Raw genomic sequence first — 19,562 nt, 5'->3', positions numbered from 1 at the left:
ACATCCGCATGACCCATCTGATCCGCCCCTTTTCCGGCCTGCGTCCGGCCCCTGGATTTGCCAGCGACGTCGCGGCCCCGCCCTACGATGTGCTGTCCACGGCCGAGGCACGCATACGTGTCACGGGAAAGCCATGGAGCTTCCTGCATATTTCCAAGCCGGAAATCGACCTGCCGCCGGAGACCGACCCGTATGCCGCAGCGGTTTATGCCAAGGGCGCGGAAAACCTGCAGAAAATGCTGGCTGCCGGCGTGCTTGCCCAGGACGCAGCGCCCTGCTATTACGCCTACCGGATCGTCATGGGTGAACATAGCCAGACCGGGCTGGTGGCGGCTGCCTCGGTAGCGGATTACGACACCAACCGCATCCGCAGGCACGAGTTCACTCGCCCCGACAAGGAAGACGACCGGGTACGCCAGATCGATGCGCTCAACGCCCAGACCGGCCCGGTATTGCTCGCCTACCCTGCTGCTCCGACCGTGGACGCCATTCTCGCTCAGGCCAGCCAAGGCCAGCCGGAGGCGGACGTCACCGCGGACGACGGTATCCGCCACACCATCTGGCTGATCCGCGATGCGGCTGCGATCACCCAACTGACGGCGGCTTTCGACGCCATGCACGCCATCTACATCGCCGACGGCCACCACCGCTCGGCGGCGGCTTCGCGCGTGGCGGCGGCCCGCAAGGCTGCCAATCCGCAACACAATGGCGAAGAAAGCTACAACTATTTCCTCTCGGTGATTTTCCCGCACCATGAAATGAAAATCATGGATTACAACCGGGTGATGACTGACCTGAATGGACTGAGCAAGGCGCAATTCCTGGCACGCGTCGGGGAAAAGTTCAGCGTTGAATCAGCCACTGGCCAGTTCAAACCTGCAAAACCGGGCGAGTTCGGCATGTATCTCGGCGGCGTATGGTATCGCCTGAGCGTCAATGCGGACCTGATCCCGGTCGCCGACCCTGTGGCACGCCTCGACGTGAGCCTGTTGCAGAACAACCTGATCGCACCCGTACTGGGCATTAGCGACCCGCGCCGCGACAAACGCATCGATTTCGTCGGCGGCATCCGGGGACTGGCGGAACTGGAAAAGCGCGTCGATAGCGGGGAGATGGCGGTGGCATTCGCCCTGTTCGCAACCAGCATGGAAGACCTGATGGCAGTGGCAGACGCCGGAGAAGTAATGCCGCCCAAATCCACCTGGTTCGAACCCAAGCTGGCAGATGGCCTGGTGTCGCACGTACTGGATTAGTGGGTGAGGGGTGAGGGGTGAGGGGTGAGGGGTGAGGGGTGAGGGGTGAGGGGTGAGGGGTGAGGGGTGAGGGGAAAATGAAATCACCCATTCCCCATCACCCATTACCAATTTAACGCTCGGTCTTTTCCAGGCTTTCGCGTTTGATGTCGATTTTGGTTCTCAGCTTCAGGCTTGTCAGGTAGTCCGCGGCATATTCCTGCTCCAGCATGTTCGAGAAGCGCTGCACATAAGCCTGCTTCCTGGCTTCATCCAGGGCACCGGCCTCGATAACCCGTGTCAGCTTGATCAGGGTGAATCCACCTTGAGCATTCTCAATACCGGCATAGCCCGGCAGCTTGTCTGATTTAAGCTTGAAGGCCTCTTTCAGCGCAGCCGGCTCCAGCCCTGCCGGTTTAATTCGGCTGACGGCCTGGGCCGCACTCCAGTTCAACCCAGCAGGCGTTTTACCCTGCTGCAGTTGCGCCAGGGCATCCTTGCCCCATTTCACAGCCAGCGCCGCAGCCTGCTGGCGTTGCAGACGTTGAGACAGCACAGCATCAACCTCTTCCAGCGGTTTCATGCTTGCTGGCTTGTATTCCAGCAAACGCGCAGAAACCAGGACATTCGGCGCCACCTCGATTGCTTCGCTGTTGCGTTTGTTTTTCAGCACATCGTCGGAAAACACTGCATCTAGCAGTTTAGGGTTGTTGAGCAGCGGCATATCGCTGCCCTTGCGGCTCACCCAAGCGCTTTGCTCGACCTGCAAACCCAGTTGCTGTGCGACAGGCTTGAGACTATCGCCTTGTTCGTACACCACATTGCTGAAATTTTCTGCACTTTCGGCGAATTTTTTCCCGGCCTTCTGCTTTTTCAGCGTCAGCTCAATTTCGCCGTGCACTTCCTGCAACGAACGTGTCTTTGCGGGTTTGACTGCCACCAGCTTGATGATGTGATAACCGAAATCCGACTGCACGGGCCGGCTTAATTCGCCTGGTGCCATCTTGAATACCGCGTCGTCAAAAGGCTTTACCATCGCCCCGCGCGCAAAGAAACCCAGGTCACCGCCCTGGCTTGCAGAACCCGGATCCTGCGAATACTGCTTGGCGAGTTGCGCAAAATTAGTGGGGTTATCCTTGGCTTCCTGCCAAACCTTGCGCGCCTTTTCTTCCGCTGCGGACTTTTCCGCCGCACCGGCATTCGCCGCAACGCTGATCAATATGTGGCTGGCCTGACGTTCCTCCGGCTGCGTAAACTGCGCTGAATGCTCTTTGTAATAAGCGGCGACTTCATCCTCGCTCACACTCGTTTTGGACATCAGGCTCTCAGCAGACAGGACCACATATTCCAGCCGAACCTGTTCGGGAAGCTTGAATTCGCTTTGATGCTTGTCGTAATAGTCCTTGACCGCAGAAGCGTCGACCTTGGACTGCGACATGAACTGTTCAATCGGCATCACCGCCTGGCTAACGTCACGCTGCTGCTCGTTGATTCGCATCAGCCTTTCTGCCACGCTCCTGGGCAGCGAGGCAGGGTGAACTATACCGTCCTGAGCTACCTGCACCAGCATATCCTGACGCAAGCGATGCTCGAACGTGGCTGGAGACATGTTTTGCTGGCGCAACAATGTTTCATAGCGGCTCTGGTTAAACTTGCCGTTTTCCTGGAAAGCTTCTATGCCGGCAATAATGCGAACCAGTTGGGCATCGGAAATAGCCAGCCCTTCATGCGCCGCTTCAGCCAGAATAAGGCGCTGGTTGATCAGCCCGTCCAGCACCGATTTGCGCATCTCCGGGCGATCCATGACGGCCGCGTCGTAGTTCTTGCCCAGTGCTGAACGCATGCGCTCCTGCTGGTCTTTCAGGGCTTGGGCGAATTCCGCCTGCGGTATCTCCTGCCCCCCTACCTTGGCGGCTATGGGACCATCCCCGGCATTTTTCAGATAGGAGTCGACGCCCCACAACGCGAAAGGGACGGTAATAAGGGCGAGAATTATTTTGGCAATCTTGCCTTGAGCGTGTTCACGTATGGCTTCTAGCATGGTTCAAACCTGAATAGTTTTGGCTGCGAGAAAGAAAAAAGGGTGAACCGAAGTTCACCCTTGATTTGGCGGAGTGGACGGGACTCGAACCCGCGACCCCCGGCGTGACAGGCCGGTATTCTAACCAACTGAACTACCACTCCAAAAACTTGTGCCCTACTGGTGGGTGCTGACGGGTTCGAACCGCCGACATTCGCCTTGTAAGGGCGACGCTCTACCAGCTGAGCTAAGCACCCAATGATTTTAATCCGGCTCTTTCGATCCGCTTCAAAATCAAAGAGCGGCTAGTTTACAGCATCCTTGAGCGCTTTACCAGCCCTGAATTTAGGAGTCTGCGCTGCCTTGATCTTGATGGTAGCGCCAGTACGCGGATTACGTCCGTTACGTGCGGCGCGTTTGCCCACGTAAAAGGTACCGAAACCGACCAAAGTTACCATGCCCCCTTTTTTCAAGGCACCCTTAACGGCAGCAACAGCAGCATCCAGTGCTCGGCCAGCAGCGGCCTTGGACATATCAGCATCTTTGGCGATGGAATCAATCAGCTCGGATTTGTTCACGTGTAGTCCCCTTTCAGTTCGGTTGAAGTAGCATACAGTCCAGCATCAGCTTTATATCAAGCCGCAAAACCTTGTGTCAAGCGGTTCTGCGCCGATTCCTGCCAAATAGTTCAGTGCTTGACGGCAGAGACTTCCGCTTTGTCTTCCACGACCGCCGGCAAGGGTGTCACCTCATCGGTTTTTTCCGGCAGTGGTTGCGGCTTTCGTTCCAGCGCAAGATCAAAGACTTGATCGATCCATTTAACCGGATGGATTTCAAGTTTGCCTTTGATATTGTCCGGAATCTCAACCAGATCCTTGACGTTTTCCTGCGGAATCAGCACCACTTTGATACCGCCACGATGTGCCGCCAGCAGTTTCTCTTTCAGGCCGCCAATCGGCAAGACTTCGCCACGCAGGGTGATTTCTCCGGTCATTGCCACGTCGGCACGCACCGGTATCCCGGTCAGAATGGAAACCATTGCCGTTGTCAGGGCGATACCTGCACTCGGTCCATCCTTTGGCGTGGCGCCTTCCGGCAGGTGGATGTGGATATCGTTCTTCTGATAGAAATCCTCGGCGATGCCTAGCGCACGCGCACGGCTGCGAACCACGGATAGCGCGGCCTGGATGGACTCCTGCATCACCTCGCCCAGTTTGCCGGTAGTGGTCATTTTGCCCTTGCCGGGTAACGCCACTCCTTCGATGGTCAGCAGTTCCCCGCCCACTTCGGTCCACGCCAGACCAGTCACCTGCCCTACCTGGTTGTGCTGTTCGGCAACACCGAAGGTAAAGCGCTGAACACCGAGATATTTATCCAGGTTGCGCGTGGTAACCGAAATTTTCTTGCTGCTCTTCTTGAGCAGCAACTCTTTCACCACCTTGCGGCAAATCTTGGCGATCTCGCGCTCCAGGCTGCGCACGCCGGCCTCACGTGTGTAGTAACGCACGATGTCGCGCACCACGCTTTCCGGCACGTTGATTTCGGTTTCTTGCAGGCCATGTGTTTTCAACTGCTTGGGCAGCAGGTAGCGCATCGCGATATTGACCTTCTCGTCTTCGGTATAACCGGAGAGGCGGATCACTTCCATACGGTCCAGCAGCGGCGCCGGAATGTTCATGGTGTTGGAAGTCGCGACGAACATCACGTCCGAAAGGTCGTACTCCACTTCGACGTAGTGGTCCACAAAAGTGTGGTTCTGTTCCGGGTCGAGCACCTCCAGCAGCGCCGAGGACGGATCGCCGCGGAAATCCATGCCCATCTTGTCCACTTCATCCAGCAGGAACAGCGGGTTGCGCACCCCCACCTTGCTCATGCTCTGCAATATCTTGCCCGGCATGGAGCCGATATAGGTACGGCGGTGGCCGCGGATCTCGGATTCGTCACGCACGCCGCCCAGCGCCATGCGCACGAACTTGCGGTTGGTGGCGCGCGCGATGGACTGCCCGAGCGAGGTCTTGCCCACGCCAGGCGGCCCTACCAGGCACAGAATGGGCGCCTTGAGCTTGTCCACGCGCTGTTGCACCGCGAGGTACTCGACGATGCGTTCCTTGACCTTGTCCAGGCCGTAGTGGTCTTCTTCCAGCACTGCTTCGGCAACGGCGAGATCCTTGCTGATCTTGGTTTTCTTCTTCCACGGCAAACCCACCAGCACGTCGATGTAATTGCGCACCACCGTTGCTTCCGCCGACATCGGCGACATCAGCTTGAGTTTCTTCAATTCCGCCTCGGCCTTGGCCTTGGCTTCCTTGGGCATCTGGGCGGCCTTGATCTTCTTTTCCAGCTCGTCCAGGTCGGCGCCTTCTTCCATATCGCCGAGTTCTTTCTGGATCGCCTTTACCTGCTCATTGAGGTAATACTCGCGCTGGCTTTTTTCCATCTGGCGTTTGACACGCCCGCGGATGCGCTTCTCGACCTGGAGAATATCGATCTCGGCGTCGAGCAGGCCGAGCAGGTGCTCCAGACGCTCACGCACCGGAAACATTTCCAGCACCTGCTGTTTCTGTTCCAGTTTGAGGGGCAAGTGGGCGGCGATGGTATCGGCAAGACGCCCGGCCTCGTCGATGCTGGCGAGAGAGGTGAGGATCTCCGGCGGAATTTTCTTGTTCAGCTTGACGTACTGGTCGAATTGCGCAAACACGCTGCGCATCATGGCTTCGGTTTCGTTGTCATTCTCCGCTTCGGGCGGAATCACTTTGGCCTGGGCGGAAAAATATTCCTCGCCATCGAAGAATTCGCTCACTTCCGCGCGCTGATTGCCTTCCACCAGCACCTTGACTGTGCCATCGGGCAGTTTAAGCATCTGCAGAATACTGGCGACACTGCCAACGTGATACAGGTCATCCAGCGTCGGCTCGTCCTTGGCCGCGGACTTCTGCGCCACCAGCAAGATATGCTTGCCGGACTCCATCGCGGCTTCCAGCGCCTTGATGGATTTGGGGCGCCCGACGAACAGGGGGATCACCATGTGCGGAAAAACCACCACGTCGCGCAATGGCAACAGCGGAAGGTTGACGGTTTCGGAAAGAGGTTCGTGTGTTTGTAACGACATGGGGTGTTCGCCTTAATAAATGCTACATAATTTCAAAATTAAGGAGGAGCCGGGCAATTTCAAGCCGGACAGGAAAATAAACTACAGCAAGCGGAAGGGTTTGCAAAGAGAAAAACACCGGAAGCGCAGCGCTTCCGGTGCAACATGCATCAAGCCACCTGGGGCTGGTCGGCGTAAATCATCAGCGGCTTGCCTTCGCCTCTGATCACGCCGTCATCCACCACCACCTTGCTTACGTTGGAGAGGGACGGCAAGTCGAACATGGTATCCAGCAGGGAGTGCTCCAGAATGGAACGCAACCCGCGCGCCCCGGTCTTGCGCGCCAGCGCTTTCTTGGCGATGGCATCCAGGGCATCGTCGCGGAACTCCAGTTCCACGCCTTCCATGGCGAACAGCTTCTGGTACTGCTTGGTAAGCGCGTTCTTGGGTTTGGTCAGGATCTGGATCATGGCGGCTTCGTCCAACTCTTCCAGCGTCGCCACCACCGGCAGACGCCCGACGAATTCCGGAATCAGGCCATACTTGATCAAGTCTTCCGGCTCCACTTCGCGCAACACTTCGCCGATGTCCTTGCGGTTGTCCTTGCTCTTTACCTCGGCGCCAAAGCCGATGCCGCCCTTTTCGGAGCGGTTGCGTATCACTTTTTCCAGCCCGCTGAAAGCACCACCGCAGACAAACAGGATGTTGGTGGTATCCACCTGAACGAATTCCTGGTTGGGGTGCTTGCGTCCACCTTGCGGCGGAACCGAGGCCGTCGTTCCCTCGATCAGTTTGAGCAGCGCCTGTTGCACGCCCTCGCCAGACACGTCGCGGGTGATGGACGGATTGTCGGATTTGCGCGAAATCTTGTCGATTTCATCGATATAGACTATGCCGCGCTGCGCCTTCTCAATGTCGTAATCGCACTTTTGCAGCAGCTTCTGAATGATGTTCTCGACGTCTTCGCCGACATAGCCGGCTTCGGTCAGCGTAGTGGCATCCGCCATAACGAAAGGCACGTTCAGCAGACGGGCCAGCGTCTGTGCGAGCAAGGTCTTGCCCGACCCGGTCGGGCCGATCAGCAGAATATTGCTCTTGGCGAGTTCGACCTCGTCGTCCTTGTTATAGTTTTTCAGCCGCTTGTAGTGGTTATATACCGCGACGGACAGGGTGCGTTTCGCCTGGGCCTGGCCGATGACATATTCGTCCAGAATGCGGCAGATTTCCTGTGGCGAAGGGAGATCGGAAATCGTACCCTTGCTGGACTGATCGTTGCGCACTTCCTCGCGGATAATGTCATTGCACAGATCCACGCATTCGTCGCAAATAAACACGGAGGGTCCCGCAATCAGCTTGCGCACCTCGTGCTGGCTCTTGCCGCAGAATGAGCAATAGAGCAACTTTTCACTGCCTGAATCTTTTGCCATCGTTCTATCCTAAAATGGAGTCAATCAAGCCGCTGCTTCGGCGCGGCTGACAAGCACCTTGTCGATCAAGCCGTACTTCACCGACTGTTCCGCACTCATAAAGTTATCACGATCGGTATCTTTTTCAATGGCCTTGATGGTCTGACCGGTATGTTTTGCAAGGATTCCATTGAGGCGCTCGCGCAGGAAAAGAATTTCCTTGGCGTGAATCTCGATGTCCGATGCCTGGCCCTGAAATCCGCCCAGCGGCTGGTGAATCATCATGCGCGAGTTAGGCAGGCTGTAGCGCTTGCCCGCTGCGCCGGCAGTCAGCAACAAGGCGCCCATACTGGCCGCCTGACCGATGCACAGGGTGGAAACATCGGGCTTGATGAACTGCATGGTATCGTAAATGGCCATTCCCGCAGTCACGGAGCCACCCGGGGAATTGATATAGAGAGAGATGTCCTTGTCAGGATTCTCCGACTCCAGAAACAGCAACTGGGCCACTACTACATTGGCGGTCATTTCATTGACCGGCCCCACCAGAAACACCACACGCTCTTTCAGCAGGCGCGAATAAATATCATAAGCGCGCTCGCCTCGCCCGCTCTGCTCGATAACCATCGGGATGTAGCCGAGGTTCTGTGGCTCCCAGTTGCTCATCTCAATCATTTACGATTTCCCCATCAATTCATCAAAAACGGTCGGCTTGTCCACAACCTTAGCTCGCGTCAGAGCCCACTCGACCACGTTACCTTCCAGCACCAGGGATTCAATTTCAGCCATTTGTTGCGGGTTGGAGTAAAAATATTTCACTACCGAATCCGCATCTTCATAGCTCTGCGCCAATTCTTCAACCTGTGAACGCACCTGCTCCGGCTTGGCCTGGAGCTCGTTAGATTTGACCACTTCCGCCAAAATCAAGCCCAGAGCAACGCGACGTTTTGCCTGGTCGCGGTGCAAATCCGGCGATCCCATGCCTTCCAGCATCTGCACGCCTTGTTGACTCATGGTCTGGCGCATTTGTTCCATCAGGCGCTCAATTTCCATTTCAACCAGTGCACCGGGCAAATCCACCTTGGTCGCTTCGAGCAGCGATTCCATAACCTGGGTCTTGAGCTTGTCCTGCACGCGTTTCTTGACTTCGCGATCGAGGCTGGCACGAATTTCCTCGCGCATCTTGGCCAGATCGCCGTCGGCCACGCCCAGAGTCTTGGCGAAGTCCGCATCGAGTTCAGGCAGTTTGGGTTCTTGCACCGAATTAACTGTCACTGCGAAAGTCACAGTTTTTCCAGCCAATTCCTTGGCGTGGTAATCGGCCGGGAAGGTCATATCGAAACTCTTGCTCTCGCCCGCTTTCATGCCTACAAACTGGCTCTCGAAATCCACCAGGGTACGGCCTTCGCCGATCACCAGGCTGAAGCCCTTGGCTTGACCGCCGGCGAATTCGACACCATCCAGCGTGCCGCGATAATCCACATTGACCCGGTCGCCGTTCGCAACAGCGCGCTCGACCGCCTGATAATCTACGCGCTGCTTGCGCAGGATATCAAGCGTCTTATTGACTTCATCGTCACCCACGGCAACCACTGGACGCTCGATCGAAACAGCGCTGATGTCGCCCAGCACCACATCGGGATAAACTTCAAACGTGGCGGCGAATACCATCGAACTGGCGTCACCCTGGTCGCCCTTGGGTTCGATGCGCGGATACCCGGCGACTCTATATTGCTGCTGCTGCACTGCATCAGCGAAGCTTTTCTGCACCGACTCGCCCAAGACTTCCTGACGCACCTGACCGCCGTACTGCTGCGCAACTATTTTCATGGGCACCTTGCCGGGACGGAAGCCCTGCATTTTGACCGTGCGCGCCATTTTTTTCAGTCGGCTTTCCACATCCGCCTCGAACTGCGCCAGAGATACGGCCAGATCCAGAGTTCTTTCGAGCGGGTTCACATTTTCCGTTTGCATCATTCATCCCTTAAAAATCGCTAAATATTCTGTACCTTGCAGGGCCTTATCAGGCCCCATCGCCATTGCGCGGCGCAACTCAAACAGTTTTTAATTGTAACATAATCAGCGTCTGCGCCATGTTCGCGCCCCGCGAGAACTGGCGTTTTATCACAGTGATTTGATTGTTCTGCGAATTTTGGTACAATCTGCGGTTTTCCCACCTTGCCTTACCGTCCCGCATGGCGGAAGGCTCTAATCCAAAAGGAGTGTGCATGCGACATTATGAAATCGTTTTTATCGTCCATCCCGATCAGAGTGAACAGGTCCCGGGCATGGTCGAACGCTACCGCGGCATGGTTACCGCCAAAAGCGGCCATATCCATCGCCTCGAAGACTGGGGACGCCGCCAGCTAGCCTACCCGATCCAGAAAATCCACAAAGCCCACTACGTGCTGATGAACATCGAATGCGACCAGGAAACCCTGGACGAGCTTGAGCATGCATTCCGCTTCAACGATGCCGTGCTGCGCTATCTCATGGTGAGCATGAAGGAAGCGCAAACGACTCCTTCCCCCATGATGAAGGAAGAAAAATCGCGTTCGCTGCAACCGGGTGACGCACCTGCAGCCGCCTCAGCACCTGCCGCTGCGGCCTAAGTGCCTGACAACCGGGTTGTGCTGAGCGGCCAGATCGTTGCACTTGATCCGCTGCGCTTTACACCGGCCGGCATCCCCGCGCTGAACCTGACCCTCGGTCATCGCTCAAAGCAGGTAGAAGCCGGCATGGAACGCGAAGTTGAATGTGAAGTTAATGTGATGGCCATGGGCGACCTGGCACAACAGACATCCCGCTGCAAAATTGGGGATGGATTGAATGTGCAGGGATTTCTGGCCAAGAAAAGCCGCAACAGCTCGCACCTGGTTTTGCACGCAAACAGAATTGAATTAACCGATAGTTATAGTTAAAGAGGTATTTAAAATGGCACGTCAAATGTTCCGGCGCAAGCGCTTCTGCCGCTTCACCGTTGAAGGCATCAAGGAAATCGATTACAAGGATGTGGAACTGCTCAAGGACTTCATCTCCGAGAACGGCAAGATCATTCCGGCCCGTATCACCGGGACCAAAGCCCGCTACCAGCGCCAGCTGGGCACCGCTATCAAGCGCGCCCGCTTCCTGGCCCTGATGCCCTACACTGACCAGCATTAAGGAGAGATCATGCAAGTTATTCTTCTGGAAAAACTGGCCAAACTGGGTCAACTGGGCGATGTCGTCAAAGTCAAGGACGGCTATGGTCGCAATTTTCTGATCCCGCAAAAGAAAGCCAAGCGCGCGACGGAAGCCAACCTGGCTGAATTCCAGGCCAAGCGTGCAGAACTGGAAAAAGCGCAGGCTGAAATTCTGGTCCAGGCGCAAGCCCGTGCCGAGAAAATCAACGGCGCTACCATCCGCATCGCCCAAAAGGCAGGCGTGGATGGCCGTCTGTTCGGCTCCGTGACGACTGGCGACATTTCCGAAGCGCTCAAGGCGCAAGGTTTCGATGTAGCGAAATCGGAAGTTCGCCTGCCGAATGGCCCCCTGAAAATCGTCGGCGAATCGTCTGTCGATCTGTCCCTGCACACCGACGTGACGGCAACCATTACGATATCGGTCGTAGCAGAAGCCTGAGCGACCCCGCAATGACAGGAAAAGGGCTGGCGACAGCCCTTTTTTTGTTTCCGCAACAGCCTTGATAATTTTTCATCGAACCGGGAAACTTCCGGTTTTGGTTTGGTAAAACGAAATCCATGAGCGACGCCCAACTCGACGCCATCAAGCTACCTCCTCACTCCATCGAGGCCGAACAATCGGTTCTTGGCGGCCTGCTGCTCGATAACAGCGCGTGGGACAGGATCGCGGACGTGATAGCGGAAAGCGACTTCTACCGCCACGATCACCGCCTGATTTTTCGCCATATCTTCCGACTGCTCGAAGGCGGCAAGCCGGCGGACGTGATCACCGTTTCCGAAACACTGGAAAACAGTGCCGAGCTGGGTAATGCCGGCGGCCTCGCCTATCTCGCCGCACTGGCCCAGAATACGCCGAGCGCATCCAACATCAAGCGTTATGCCGAGATCGTGCGCGACCGTGGCGTCATGCGCAAACTGGCCGAGGTGGGCACGACGATTGCCGACAGCGCCTACAATCCGCTCGGCCGCAACGCCGGACAGTTGCTGGATGAAGCCGAGAGCAAGGTTTTCGAAATTGCCGAATCCAATGCGCGCGGCAAGCAGGGGTTTGTAGAGATACAGCCGCTGCTGATCCAGGTGGTGGAAAAAATCGACGAGCTGTTCCAGCGCGACAACCCCGACGAAGTGACCGGCATTCCCACCGGCTTTCACGACCTGGACCAAAAGACCTCCGGCCTTCAGCCGGGGGATCTGATCATCGTGGCCGGCCGGCCCAGTATGGGGAAAACCGCCTTTTCCATCAATATCGGCGAGAATGTCGCCCTCAACACCGGCCTGCCGGTGGCGATCTTCAGTATGGAAATGGGCGGCGCCCAGCTGGCGATGCGTATGATCGGCTCGGTGGGCAAGCTGGATCAGCAAAAAATCCGTACTGGCAGGCTCCAGGACGAGGACTGGCTACGCCTCACCAACGCCGTGGGTAAGCTCAACGACGCGCCGATCCACATCGACGAAAGCGCCGCGCTGACAGCGCTCGAACTGCGCGCACGGGCGCGCCGCCTGCATCGCCAGTGCGGCAAGCTGGGCCTGATCATCATCGACTACCTGCAACTCATGAGCGGCAGCGGCGGCGGCGACAACCGCGCCACGGAAATCTCCGAGATTTCCCGCTCGCTCAAGGCGCTGGCGAAAGAACTGGAAGTACCGGTGATTGCGCTCTCCCAGCTCAACCGCAGCCTGGAACAGCGCCCCAACAAGCGGCCGGTCATGTCCGACCTGCGTGAATCCGGCGCCATCGAGCAGGACGCCGACGTGATCCTGTTCATCTACCGCGACGAGGTCTACAACCCCGACACGCAGGAAAAGGGCACGGCCGAAATCATCATCGGCAAGCAGCGTAACGGCCCGATCGGCACGGTGCGCATGACCTTCATCGGCGAATACACGCGCTTCGAAAATTATGCGCATGGGGACTATTGATGAGCACCATGCGCATCATTTCGGTGGAGGCTCATATTTTGCGCAGCGAAATGTTATGCCGTAGCCACAATTATGCGCATGGCGGTGATTACTAACGCTCATGGCCGTGCTATCCCTGATCATGAAACTTGCCATGACCGTTTCCCCCACCCCTGCCCTCCCCCGCATGCGGGAGAGGTGGATGCAGGCTCGCTGCGCGAGTTCACTTTTTTAAACCCATGTCCCGCCCCATTCGCGCCACCATCCACCTTTCCGCCCTGTCTCATAACCTTGACGTGGCGCGGCACCACGCTACTCATGCACGCGTACTGGCGGTCATCAAGGCCAACGGCTACGGTCACGGCATGCTGCGCGTCGCTCGTGCACTGGCGGCAGCGGACGGTTTTGCCGTGCTCAACGTGCAGGAAGCAGTCACTTTGCGTGAAGCAGGGTTTACGCAGGAAATCCTGTTGCTGGAAGGCTTCTTCACAGCAGATGAACTGCCCCTGCTTACGCAACACCGGATAGCGACCGTTGTTCATGCCCAGTGGCAAATTGACGCCTTGCTGCGCTTCTCGTCGGCAGTGAACATTCCGCTCTGGCTCAAGGCCAACAGCGGCATGAACCGCCTGGGATTCCAGGCAAGCGAATTTCCCGCTGCCCTAGATGCCCTGCAGCATGCAGGTGCGACCCCGACGCTGATGACCCATTTCGCCCGCGCCGATGAAAGCGAAGGCATCGCCGGACAGCTCACCTGCTTCAATGCTATCAGCCGGCACGCCGAACTACCCCGCAGCATGGCCAACTCCGCTGCGCTGCTGAGCTATCCGCAAACGCATGCCGACTGGGTACGCCCCGGCATCATGCTCTATGGGGCTTCGCCGCTTCCCCCGCAAAGCGCCGCAGAACTCGGCCTGCACCCCGCAATGACTCTCAGCAGCGAAGTCATCGCGCTGCGCAACATCAAGGCCGGGGATGAAGTCGGTTACGGCGGCACATTCCAGGCCCCATGCGACATGCGCATCGGCGTAGTCGCTTGCGGCTATGCCGACGGCTACCCGCGCCATGCGCCGACCGGCACGCCGCTACTGGTTAACGGCCAGCGCAGCCGCGTTATCGGTCGCGTGTCCATGGACATGCTGACGGTTGACTTGAGCAATATTCCCGAGGCGAATGTCGGCACGCCGGTCACCCTGTGGGGAGAAGGCATGCCGGTGGAAGACGTTGCTGCTGCCGCCGGAACCATCAGCTATGAACTGCTGTGCGCGGTGGCACAGCGGGTGCCCATGCTGGAAGCAGCATAGCCATGGCAAAAGCCAAATCACTTTACACCTGCACCGAATGCGGCGGCCAGTCGCCCAAGTGGCAGGGCCAGTGTCCCCACTGCATGGCATGGAACACGCTGGTGGAGACTATCGCGGAAAGCGCCACCACCAACCGCTATAACGCCCTCGCCGTGAGCAGCAAGGTCCAGAGTCTGGGCGAAGTCGAAGCCCAGGAAGTCCCGCGCCAACCGACCGGCATCGCCGAGTTCGACCGCGTGCTGGGCGGCGGCCTGGTGCAGGGCGGCGTGGTACTGATCGGCGGCGACCCTGGCATCGGAAAATCCACCCTCCTGCTGCAGGCGCTGTGCCACCTGAGCGGCCAGCACGATGTGCTTTACGTCAGCGGCGAGGAATCGGCGCAGCAGATCGCCTCCCGGGCGAAACGCCTGGCGCTTGACGCCAAGTCGGTGCAACTGCTGGCCGAGATCAATCTGGAAAAGATCATCGCCACGCTGACGGCGCAGAAACCCGAAATGGCGGTTATCGACTCGATCCAGACGGTCTATTCCGAAGCGCTGCAGTCCGCCCCCGGCAGCGTGGCACAGGTGCGCGAATGCGCGGCCCAGTTGACGCGCTTCGCCAAGCAATCGGGCACGGCGGTGATCCTGGTCGGTCACGTCACCAAGGAAGGCGCGCTGGCCGGGCCGCGCGTGCTCGAACACATCGTGGATACGGTGCTGTACTTCGAGGGCGACAGCAACTCCAGCTTCCGCCTGGTGCGCGCCTTCAAGAACCGCTTCGGCGCTGTCAACGAACTCGGCGTGTTCGCCATGACCGAGAAAGGCTTGCGCGAGGTGAGCAACCCTTCGGCGCTGTTCCTCTCGCATCATGTGCAGGAAGTGGCGGGCTCCTGCGTCATGGTCACGCAGGAAGGGACGCGGCCCTTGCTGGTGGAAATCCAGGCGCTGGTGGACGAGGCCCACGCACCCAACCCGCGCCGCCTGTCGGTCGGGCTGGAGCAGAACCGCCTGGCCATGCTGCTGGCGGTGCTGCACCGCCATGCAGGGATTGCCTGCTTCGACCAGGACGTATTCGTCAATGCCGTGGGCGGAGTTAAAATCACCGAGCCCGCAGCGGATCTGGCGGTACTGCTGGCCATCGTCTCGTCGCTCAAGAACCGGCCGCTTCCCGCCAAACTGGTGGTGTTCGGCGAAATCGGCTTGGCCGGCGAAGTCCGGCCGGTGCAACGCGGCCAGGAACGCCTGCGGGAAGCGGCCAAGCTGGGTTTCACTCACGCCGTGATCCCCAAGGGAAACATGCCCAAGCAGAGCATCCCCGGCATGGAAATCACCGCTGTGGACCGGCTCGAACAGGCCGTGTCCTACTCCAGGAGTTAACGCATGGCGACAGCACCATTACGATGGAAATTTGCAGGCACCAGCGACATCGGACGTGTCAGGCAAGGCAACGAAGATGCAATTGCCTGGGATGAGGTCATGGGACTGGCCCTTCTGGCGGACGGCATGGGCGGCTATGAAGGTGGTGAGGTTGCCAGCAATCTGGCCGTCAGCACCGTTCTCGATGTATTCCGCCAACCGCTCGCCCCCCACTGGCGCGAAGCGGAATGGACCAGGAACATCAGCGACCCGGTTTTGAAGCTCTACGCAGCGGTGAGCCAGGCCAACCAGACCGTTTATGAAGCTGCGCAACAGCAGCCCGAGCACCACGGCATGGGCACCACGCTGCTGGCAGCCTACTTCCACGAGAACCGGGTAACACTTGCGCACATCGGCGATTCGCGCATCTTCCTGTGGCGCAACCGGGTATTATCGCTGCTCACGATTGATCATACCGTCATCCAGCAGCAGATCGATAACGGCGAAATCACACGCGAGGAAGCGCCCTACTCCGAGCATCGCGGCATATTGACGCGCGCGCTGGGCGTCGACCCGGTGGTGGAAGTCGATATGCGTGAAGTAGCCAGTCAGTCCGGGGATATCTTTCTGCTCTGTTCGGACGGATGTTACGATATGCTCACATACGATGAAATGGTCACCATCCTGGATGCCAATTGCGACGACGCGCACGAGGTGGCACGGCTACTGGTACATAAAGCCAACGAAAACGGCGGTTATGACAATATTTCCGCCGTCGTGGCTCGGGTTTTGTAAGGACAGACGCAAAGCATGTCGAAACTGGTTTTACACGAAACAAACGGCGCCGACCGGGAAATCGCGCTCGATCGCGAGCGCATTACCATCGGGCGCAAGGCGCATAACGATATCCACCTGGATGGCTCGGCAGTCAGTGGCAACCACGCAGTCATCATCACGCTCGGCAGCGACTCCTTTCTGGAAGACCTGCACAGCACCAACGGCACCCAGGTCAATCAGGCCACTGTGCACAAGTGCGTGCTTCAGGACGGCGACGAAATCAAGATCGCCACTTACCGATTCACCTTCATCAGCGAACCGACCGCGCAAAGCGCGCCGGGCAAGACCATTTCCGCCACACCGAAGAGCCAGATCGCCCCTCGTACCGAGCATCCGACTGCGCTCATGGATGCCGTTACGGTCATGCCGGAGCTGACCCAACTGGTCCCCTCCACCCCTGGCGAACCTCTCCATGACGCAGGCAACACTGGAGCTGACGAGATTGCGTCGGGCGACGGCACCCAGGGCGTCATCAGGATCCTTTCCGGCCCCGGCTCCCGCCAACTGCTGGCACTGTCGAAACCAGTCACCACCCTGGGCAAACCCGGCATTCAGGTCGTTGCCATCTCATTACGCGACGGCCTGTATTATCTCGGCATCGTCGAAGGCGAGGAATTGCCGCAGGTAAACGGTAGCGAAATCAAGTCACTACCCTACCGCCTGCAACACCGGGATGTCATAGACGTCGCCGGAATCCAGCTGGAATTTACCCTGAAATAGGCGACAGTAAGGTTGTCGTAAGGACGAAATCCTTATAATTCGGCCTCATGGCCTTTACTGCTTGAAACGACAAATACTTTTTCGAGTTCCGGACATCTTCCTGAGAGTCAATAAATCCATGCCCAGATTATTATCATCATCTCTAATAGCCATTGCTGCCGCGTTCGCGCTAACCGCCTGCAACGAGCCCAAAGACACTCACCCCGGCCAGCCTGTCACCAAGCGCAAGGCCGTTTTCAAACAGATGGTCCGCACGCTGGAGCCGATGGGCATGGTCGCCCGTGACCGCAAAGAGTATGAGCGGCAGGAGTTCCTCGCCAACGCCCAGGAACTGAAACAGCTGGCAACGCAGCCATGGGTCTACTTCACTCCCGACAGCGACTACCCGCCGACCCGGGCCAAACCCGAGGTATGGCAGAAACCGGCAGAATTCAAACAGGCACAGGAAAAGCTGCAATCCGCGGCAAACCTGCTCGCCAAAGCAGCGGAGAGCGGCAATCTGGAAACCATCCGGCCGGCGGTGAATGAAGTGCAAAAGAGCTGCAAGTCATGCCACGATCAATTCCGCAGCAGTGGTCCCTGAAACTTATTTTCTGTCGCGTTTCTTTCTTCTATCTTCCGCCTTCACCTCGCGGAACACTGGCCCCCATAAGGGATGACCCGCCTCGGCGGGGGTCAAGTCAAATTTCGGATTGAGCTTGAGAACCTGCTTGAATTCGCCGCGGCACGCCAGTCTCTCGCGCGAAACACAGTAGATGAATGCCAGATATTTGTGCGCGGTGATTTGATTGCCGATAGACGCAAGGCCCCCATCCAGAGCATTCTGGAAATTACCTGCGGCAATTTTGTAATTGCCTTCGTCGTAATTATGGATGCCGAGGCTCAGTTCCTCCTCGGCTTTCTTCACTACAGGCAATTCAGGTTTCTTTGCGCCGGGCTCTTCAGTTTTTTCGACTTTCCGGACAGCGGGGGCCTCCTCGACCTTGTGCGTGGGTTTGAGCGCAGTCAGCGAAGCACAGCCCGTAATCGTCAGCAGCAAGCTTAGACATAAAAAACGTGGGTAAATTGATTCAGGCATCGTTTTCACTTATTTGAATATGTGTTTGATTTTTCGGGTTGCCCCGATCCGGAGCTCGAACGTCTCGATATAAGGCGTAAACCCGGCATTGCGGATTTCGACCGTATGCTTCCCGGCCTCAACTTTCAGTTCGTTCAGGGGCGGAGTAACCCCCATGTTTTTACCGTCCACATAAACCTCGCCCCACGGCGTTATGGCAAATGTCAGCGTTGCCTCGAAGCGAGGCGCGATCTGTGCGGCAGGAGAAGGAGCGGAACCTGCGGGCAAGGCTATGGCATTGGAAGTTACGGGTTGCGCTTCCGGCTGCACGAGAGAGGTACGATTAAAGAACCAGAGCGAGGCTAACAACATTACCACCACGCCGCCCGCCAGCAGCGCTTTATTTCGCTGACGGCGATCAACTCTCACGTGTTGCGTCAGCGTTCCGGCCGCCATCAGCACGGTTTGGTCGTCAGTTTGACGAGGTCTGGATCTGCGTTCCAGGGTTCGCGGCTTGCCATGCGTAAGCGTGTTGAAATTCGCCGGCACCTGTAATTCCAGGTAACTGCGCAAATCATCCGCCATCTCACCGGCACTCTGGTAACGCTCATCCGGATGCTTTGCCAGCGCCTTGGCGACAATATAGTTGAAAGCCTCAGGCAGATCGGGCCTCAGCGTTCCGGGGGCGGTCGGCATCTCGTTGAGGATGCGAAACATGATGGCGCTGATATTGTCGCCGCTGAAGGGCGGCTTGCCCGTCAGCATTTCATACAGCACCACCCCAAGCGAAAAAATGTCCGAGCGCCCATCCACCTCCTGGCCCACAACCTGCTCGGGAGACATGTATTTGGGCGAACCCAGGACCATTCCGGCCATGGTACGAGAAGACGAGGGTACCAGCGCGATACCGAAATCGGTAATTTTCACGACGCCGTTCTTCAGAATCATGATGTTGGACGGCTTGATATCGCGATGCACCACACCATGTTCATGCGCGAACGCCAAGCCGTCTGCGACCTGGGTGGCGATAGTGGCGATGCGGTCAGGGCTAAGAAGCCCTCCCGCGTCAAGGATTTCCCGCAGCTCCTCCCCCTCCAGAAACTCCATCGCCATATAGGCAATATCATCGTTGTTGCCAACATCATGAATGGTGACGATATTGGGGTGGTTGAGACGTCCGGCTGATTTCGCTTCACGATAGAAACGTTGCTCGAATTCTTCGAACTCGTCCTTGGACAACTCCAGGCTGATGGTCTTGATCGCCACGGTTCTTTCGAGCAGCGGATCGGTCGCACGATAGACCACGCCCATGGCCCCTTGGCCAAGCGTAGATAGAATTTCGTAACGACCTATTTTTTTATTAGCCATGGGGTGCGATTATAAAAGCTGGAGGCCTATTTAAGGAATATTTTACCGTTTACCTGTCAAAACAGCCTTGCCTCAAAATAGAGCGGGATGCGAAAATGACACGCTCATGATT

At 57.5% G+C, this 19,562-nt stretch carries 19 protein-coding genes and 2 tRNA genes; 11 read left to right on the top strand and 10 right to left on the bottom strand.

Annotated features, from left to right (window positions below; all coding sequences use genetic code 11):
• The first annotated feature begins 8 nt into the window (after positions 1-8).
• On the top strand, positions 9-1,253 hold the full coding sequence (locus SKTS_RS09450) for a DUF1015 domain-containing protein (protein WP_173063778.1): 1,245 nt from the start codon (positions 9-11) through the stop codon (positions 1,251-1,253).
• 112 nt (positions 1,254-1,365) lie between these two features.
• On the opposite strand, the gene SKTS_RS09445 is transcribed toward SKTS_RS09450, so the two are convergent.
• From SKTS_RS09445 to tig, 8 genes are all read right to left on the bottom strand, one after another.
• Entirely contained in the window at positions 1,366-3,273 is a 1,908-nt protein-coding gene (locus SKTS_RS09445; RefSeq protein WP_173063775.1) for a SurA N-terminal domain-containing protein, read from the bottom strand.
• 66 nt (positions 3,274-3,339) lie between these two features.
• Positions 3,340-3,416: transfer RNA gene (locus tag SKTS_RS09440), tRNA-Asp, on the bottom strand.
• Between the two features lie 17 nt (positions 3,417-3,433).
• A tRNA-Val gene (locus SKTS_RS09435) sits at positions 3,434-3,509 on the bottom strand.
• 48 nt (positions 3,510-3,557) lie between these two features.
• Positions 3,558-3,830, bottom strand: coding sequence for an HU family DNA-binding protein (locus SKTS_RS09430; protein ID WP_173063772.1), 273 nt, complete (start codon positions 3,828-3,830; stop codon positions 3,558-3,560).
• A gap of 110 nt (positions 3,831-3,940) precedes the next feature.
• Positions 3,941-6,361, bottom strand: coding sequence for an endopeptidase La (gene lon, locus SKTS_RS09425; RefSeq protein WP_173063769.1), 2,421 nt, complete (start codon positions 6,359-6,361; stop codon positions 3,941-3,943).
• A 149-nt stretch (positions 6,362-6,510) separates the two neighbouring features.
• Complete coding sequence (gene clpX, locus SKTS_RS09420) at positions 6,511-7,767, bottom strand: ATP-dependent Clp protease ATP-binding subunit ClpX (protein WP_173063766.1); 1,257 nt, start codon at positions 7,765-7,767, stop codon at positions 6,511-6,513.
• A gap of 24 nt (positions 7,768-7,791) precedes the next feature.
• Positions 7,792-8,421 (bottom strand): ATP-dependent Clp endopeptidase proteolytic subunit ClpP, encoded by a 630-nt coding sequence (gene clpP, locus SKTS_RS09415; RefSeq protein WP_173063763.1) that lies wholly within the window; start codon positions 8,419-8,421, stop codon positions 7,792-7,794.
• Positions 8,422-9,720 (bottom strand): trigger factor, encoded by a 1,299-nt coding sequence (tig, locus tag SKTS_RS09410; RefSeq protein WP_173063759.1) that lies wholly within the window; start codon positions 9,718-9,720, stop codon positions 8,422-8,424.
• 254 nt (positions 9,721-9,974) lie between these two features.
• Between tig and rpsF the strand changes: the two genes are divergently transcribed.
• The 10 genes from rpsF to SKTS_RS09360 all read left to right on the top strand — a co-directional run bounded on the left by rpsF (position 9,975) and on the right by SKTS_RS09360 (position 17,608).
• Positions 9,975-10,358 carry a 30S ribosomal protein S6 gene (gene rpsF / locus SKTS_RS09405; RefSeq protein WP_173063757.1) on the top strand — a complete coding sequence of 128 codons (384 nt, stop codon included), beginning with the start codon at positions 9,975-9,977 and terminating at the stop codon, positions 10,356-10,358.
• Positions 10,359-10,667, top strand: coding sequence for a primosomal replication protein N (priB, locus tag SKTS_RS09400; protein WP_173063754.1), 309 nt, complete (start codon positions 10,359-10,361; stop codon positions 10,665-10,667).
• Between the two features lie 13 nt (positions 10,668-10,680).
• Positions 10,681-10,908 (top strand): 30S ribosomal protein S18, encoded by a 228-nt coding sequence (gene rpsR, locus SKTS_RS09395; RefSeq protein ID WP_173063751.1) that lies wholly within the window; start codon positions 10,681-10,683, stop codon positions 10,906-10,908.
• 9 nt (positions 10,909-10,917) lie between these two features.
• The gene (rplI, locus tag SKTS_RS09390; protein ID WP_173063748.1) at positions 10,918-11,367 is read left to right on the top strand and encodes a 50S ribosomal protein L9; all 450 of its coding nucleotides are present in this window, start codon (positions 10,918-10,920) and stop codon (positions 11,365-11,367) included.
• Between the two features lie 119 nt (positions 11,368-11,486).
• Positions 11,487-12,848, top strand: coding sequence for a replicative DNA helicase (dnaB, locus tag SKTS_RS09385; protein ID WP_173063745.1), 1,362 nt, complete (start codon positions 11,487-11,489; stop codon positions 12,846-12,848).
• Between the two features lie 218 nt (positions 12,849-13,066).
• Positions 13,067-14,131: an alanine racemase gene (gene alr, locus SKTS_RS09380; protein WP_173063742.1), complete on the top strand. Its 1,065-nt coding sequence runs from the start codon at positions 13,067-13,069 to the stop codon at positions 14,129-14,131.
• Between the two features lie 2 nt (positions 14,132-14,133).
• Positions 14,134-15,489: a DNA repair protein RadA gene (radA, locus tag SKTS_RS09375; RefSeq protein WP_173063739.1), complete on the top strand. Its 1,356-nt coding sequence runs from the start codon at positions 14,134-14,136 to the stop codon at positions 15,487-15,489.
• 3 nt (positions 15,490-15,492) lie between these two features.
• Complete coding sequence (locus SKTS_RS09370; RefSeq protein ID WP_173063736.1) at positions 15,493-16,263, top strand: Stp1/IreP family PP2C-type Ser/Thr phosphatase; 771 nt, start codon at positions 15,493-15,495, stop codon at positions 16,261-16,263.
• A 15-nt stretch (positions 16,264-16,278) separates the two neighbouring features.
• Positions 16,279-17,025 carry an FHA domain-containing protein gene (locus SKTS_RS09365; RefSeq protein ID WP_173063733.1) on the top strand — a complete coding sequence of 249 codons (747 nt, stop codon included), beginning with the start codon at positions 16,279-16,281 and terminating at the stop codon, positions 17,023-17,025.
• Between the two features lie 118 nt (positions 17,026-17,143).
• The gene (locus SKTS_RS09360; RefSeq protein WP_173063730.1) at positions 17,144-17,608 is read left to right on the top strand and encodes a c-type cytochrome; all 465 of its coding nucleotides are present in this window, start codon (positions 17,144-17,146) and stop codon (positions 17,606-17,608) included.
• A 3-nt stretch (positions 17,609-17,611) separates the two neighbouring features.
• Here the strand turns inward: SKTS_RS09360 and SKTS_RS09355 are convergent, their stop codons facing one another.
• Complete coding sequence (locus SKTS_RS09355) at positions 17,612-18,103, bottom strand: TssQ family T6SS-associated lipoprotein (RefSeq protein WP_173063727.1); 492 nt, start codon at positions 18,101-18,103, stop codon at positions 17,612-17,614.
• 9 nt (positions 18,104-18,112) lie between these two features.
• Entirely contained in the window at positions 18,113-19,450 is a 1,338-nt protein-coding gene (locus tag SKTS_RS09350) for a serine/threonine protein kinase (protein WP_173063724.1), read from the bottom strand.
• Positions 19,451-19,562: the final 112 nt, after the last annotated feature.

Origin of the sequence: Sulfurimicrobium lacus (genome assembly GCF_011764585.1) — a bacterium.
Classification (GTDB): Bacteria; Pseudomonadota; Gammaproteobacteria; order Burkholderiales; family Sulfuricellaceae; genus Sulfurimicrobium; species Sulfurimicrobium lacus.
Note: the sequence above shows the minus strand (reverse complement) of the source record. Positions and strands in the feature narration are given on the sequence as shown.

Coding starts and splice junctions, on each gene's coding strand:
- clpX (WP_173063766.1), bottom strand. CDS start 7,767: ATGGCAAAAGATTCAGGCAGTGAAAAGTTGCTCTATTGCTCATTCTGC.
- alr (WP_173063742.1), top strand. CDS start 13,067: ATGTCCCGCCCCATTCGCGCCACCATCCACCTTTCCGCCCTGTCTCAT.
- SKTS_RS09360 (WP_173063730.1), top strand. CDS start 17,144: ATGCCCAGATTATTATCATCATCTCTAATAGCCATTGCTGCCGCGTTC.
- SKTS_RS09355 (WP_173063727.1), bottom strand. CDS start 18,103: ATGCCTGAATCAATTTACCCACGTTTTTTATGTCTAAGCTTGCTGCTG.
- dnaB (WP_173063745.1), top strand. CDS start 11,487: ATGAGCGACGCCCAACTCGACGCCATCAAGCTACCTCCTCACTCCATC.
- SKTS_RS09450 (WP_173063778.1), top strand. CDS start 9: ATGACCCATCTGATCCGCCCCTTTTCCGGCCTGCGTCCGGCCCCTGGA.
- SKTS_RS09350 (WP_173063724.1), bottom strand. CDS start 19,450: ATGGCTAATAAAAAAATAGGTCGTTACGAAATTCTATCTACGCTTGGC.
- lon (WP_173063769.1), bottom strand. CDS start 6,361: ATGTCGTTACAAACACACGAACCTCTTTCCGAAACCGTCAACCTTCCG.
- rpsF (WP_173063757.1), top strand. CDS start 9,975: ATGCGACATTATGAAATCGTTTTTATCGTCCATCCCGATCAGAGTGAA.
- SKTS_RS09370 (WP_173063736.1), top strand. CDS start 15,493: ATGGCGACAGCACCATTACGATGGAAATTTGCAGGCACCAGCGACATC.
- tig (WP_173063759.1), bottom strand. CDS start 9,720: ATGCAAACGGAAAATGTGAACCCGCTCGAAAGAACTCTGGATCTGGCC.
- SKTS_RS09365 (WP_173063733.1), top strand. CDS start 16,279: ATGTCGAAACTGGTTTTACACGAAACAAACGGCGCCGACCGGGAAATC.
- SKTS_RS09445 (WP_173063775.1), bottom strand. CDS start 3,273: ATGCTAGAAGCCATACGTGAACACGCTCAAGGCAAGATTGCCAAAATA.
- rplI (WP_173063748.1), top strand. CDS start 10,918: ATGCAAGTTATTCTTCTGGAAAAACTGGCCAAACTGGGTCAACTGGGC.
- rpsR (WP_173063751.1), top strand. CDS start 10,681: ATGGCACGTCAAATGTTCCGGCGCAAGCGCTTCTGCCGCTTCACCGTT.
- clpP (WP_173063763.1), bottom strand. CDS start 8,421: ATGATTGAGATGAGCAACTGGGAGCCACAGAACCTCGGCTACATCCCG.
- radA (WP_173063739.1), top strand. CDS start 14,134: ATGGCAAAAGCCAAATCACTTTACACCTGCACCGAATGCGGCGGCCAG.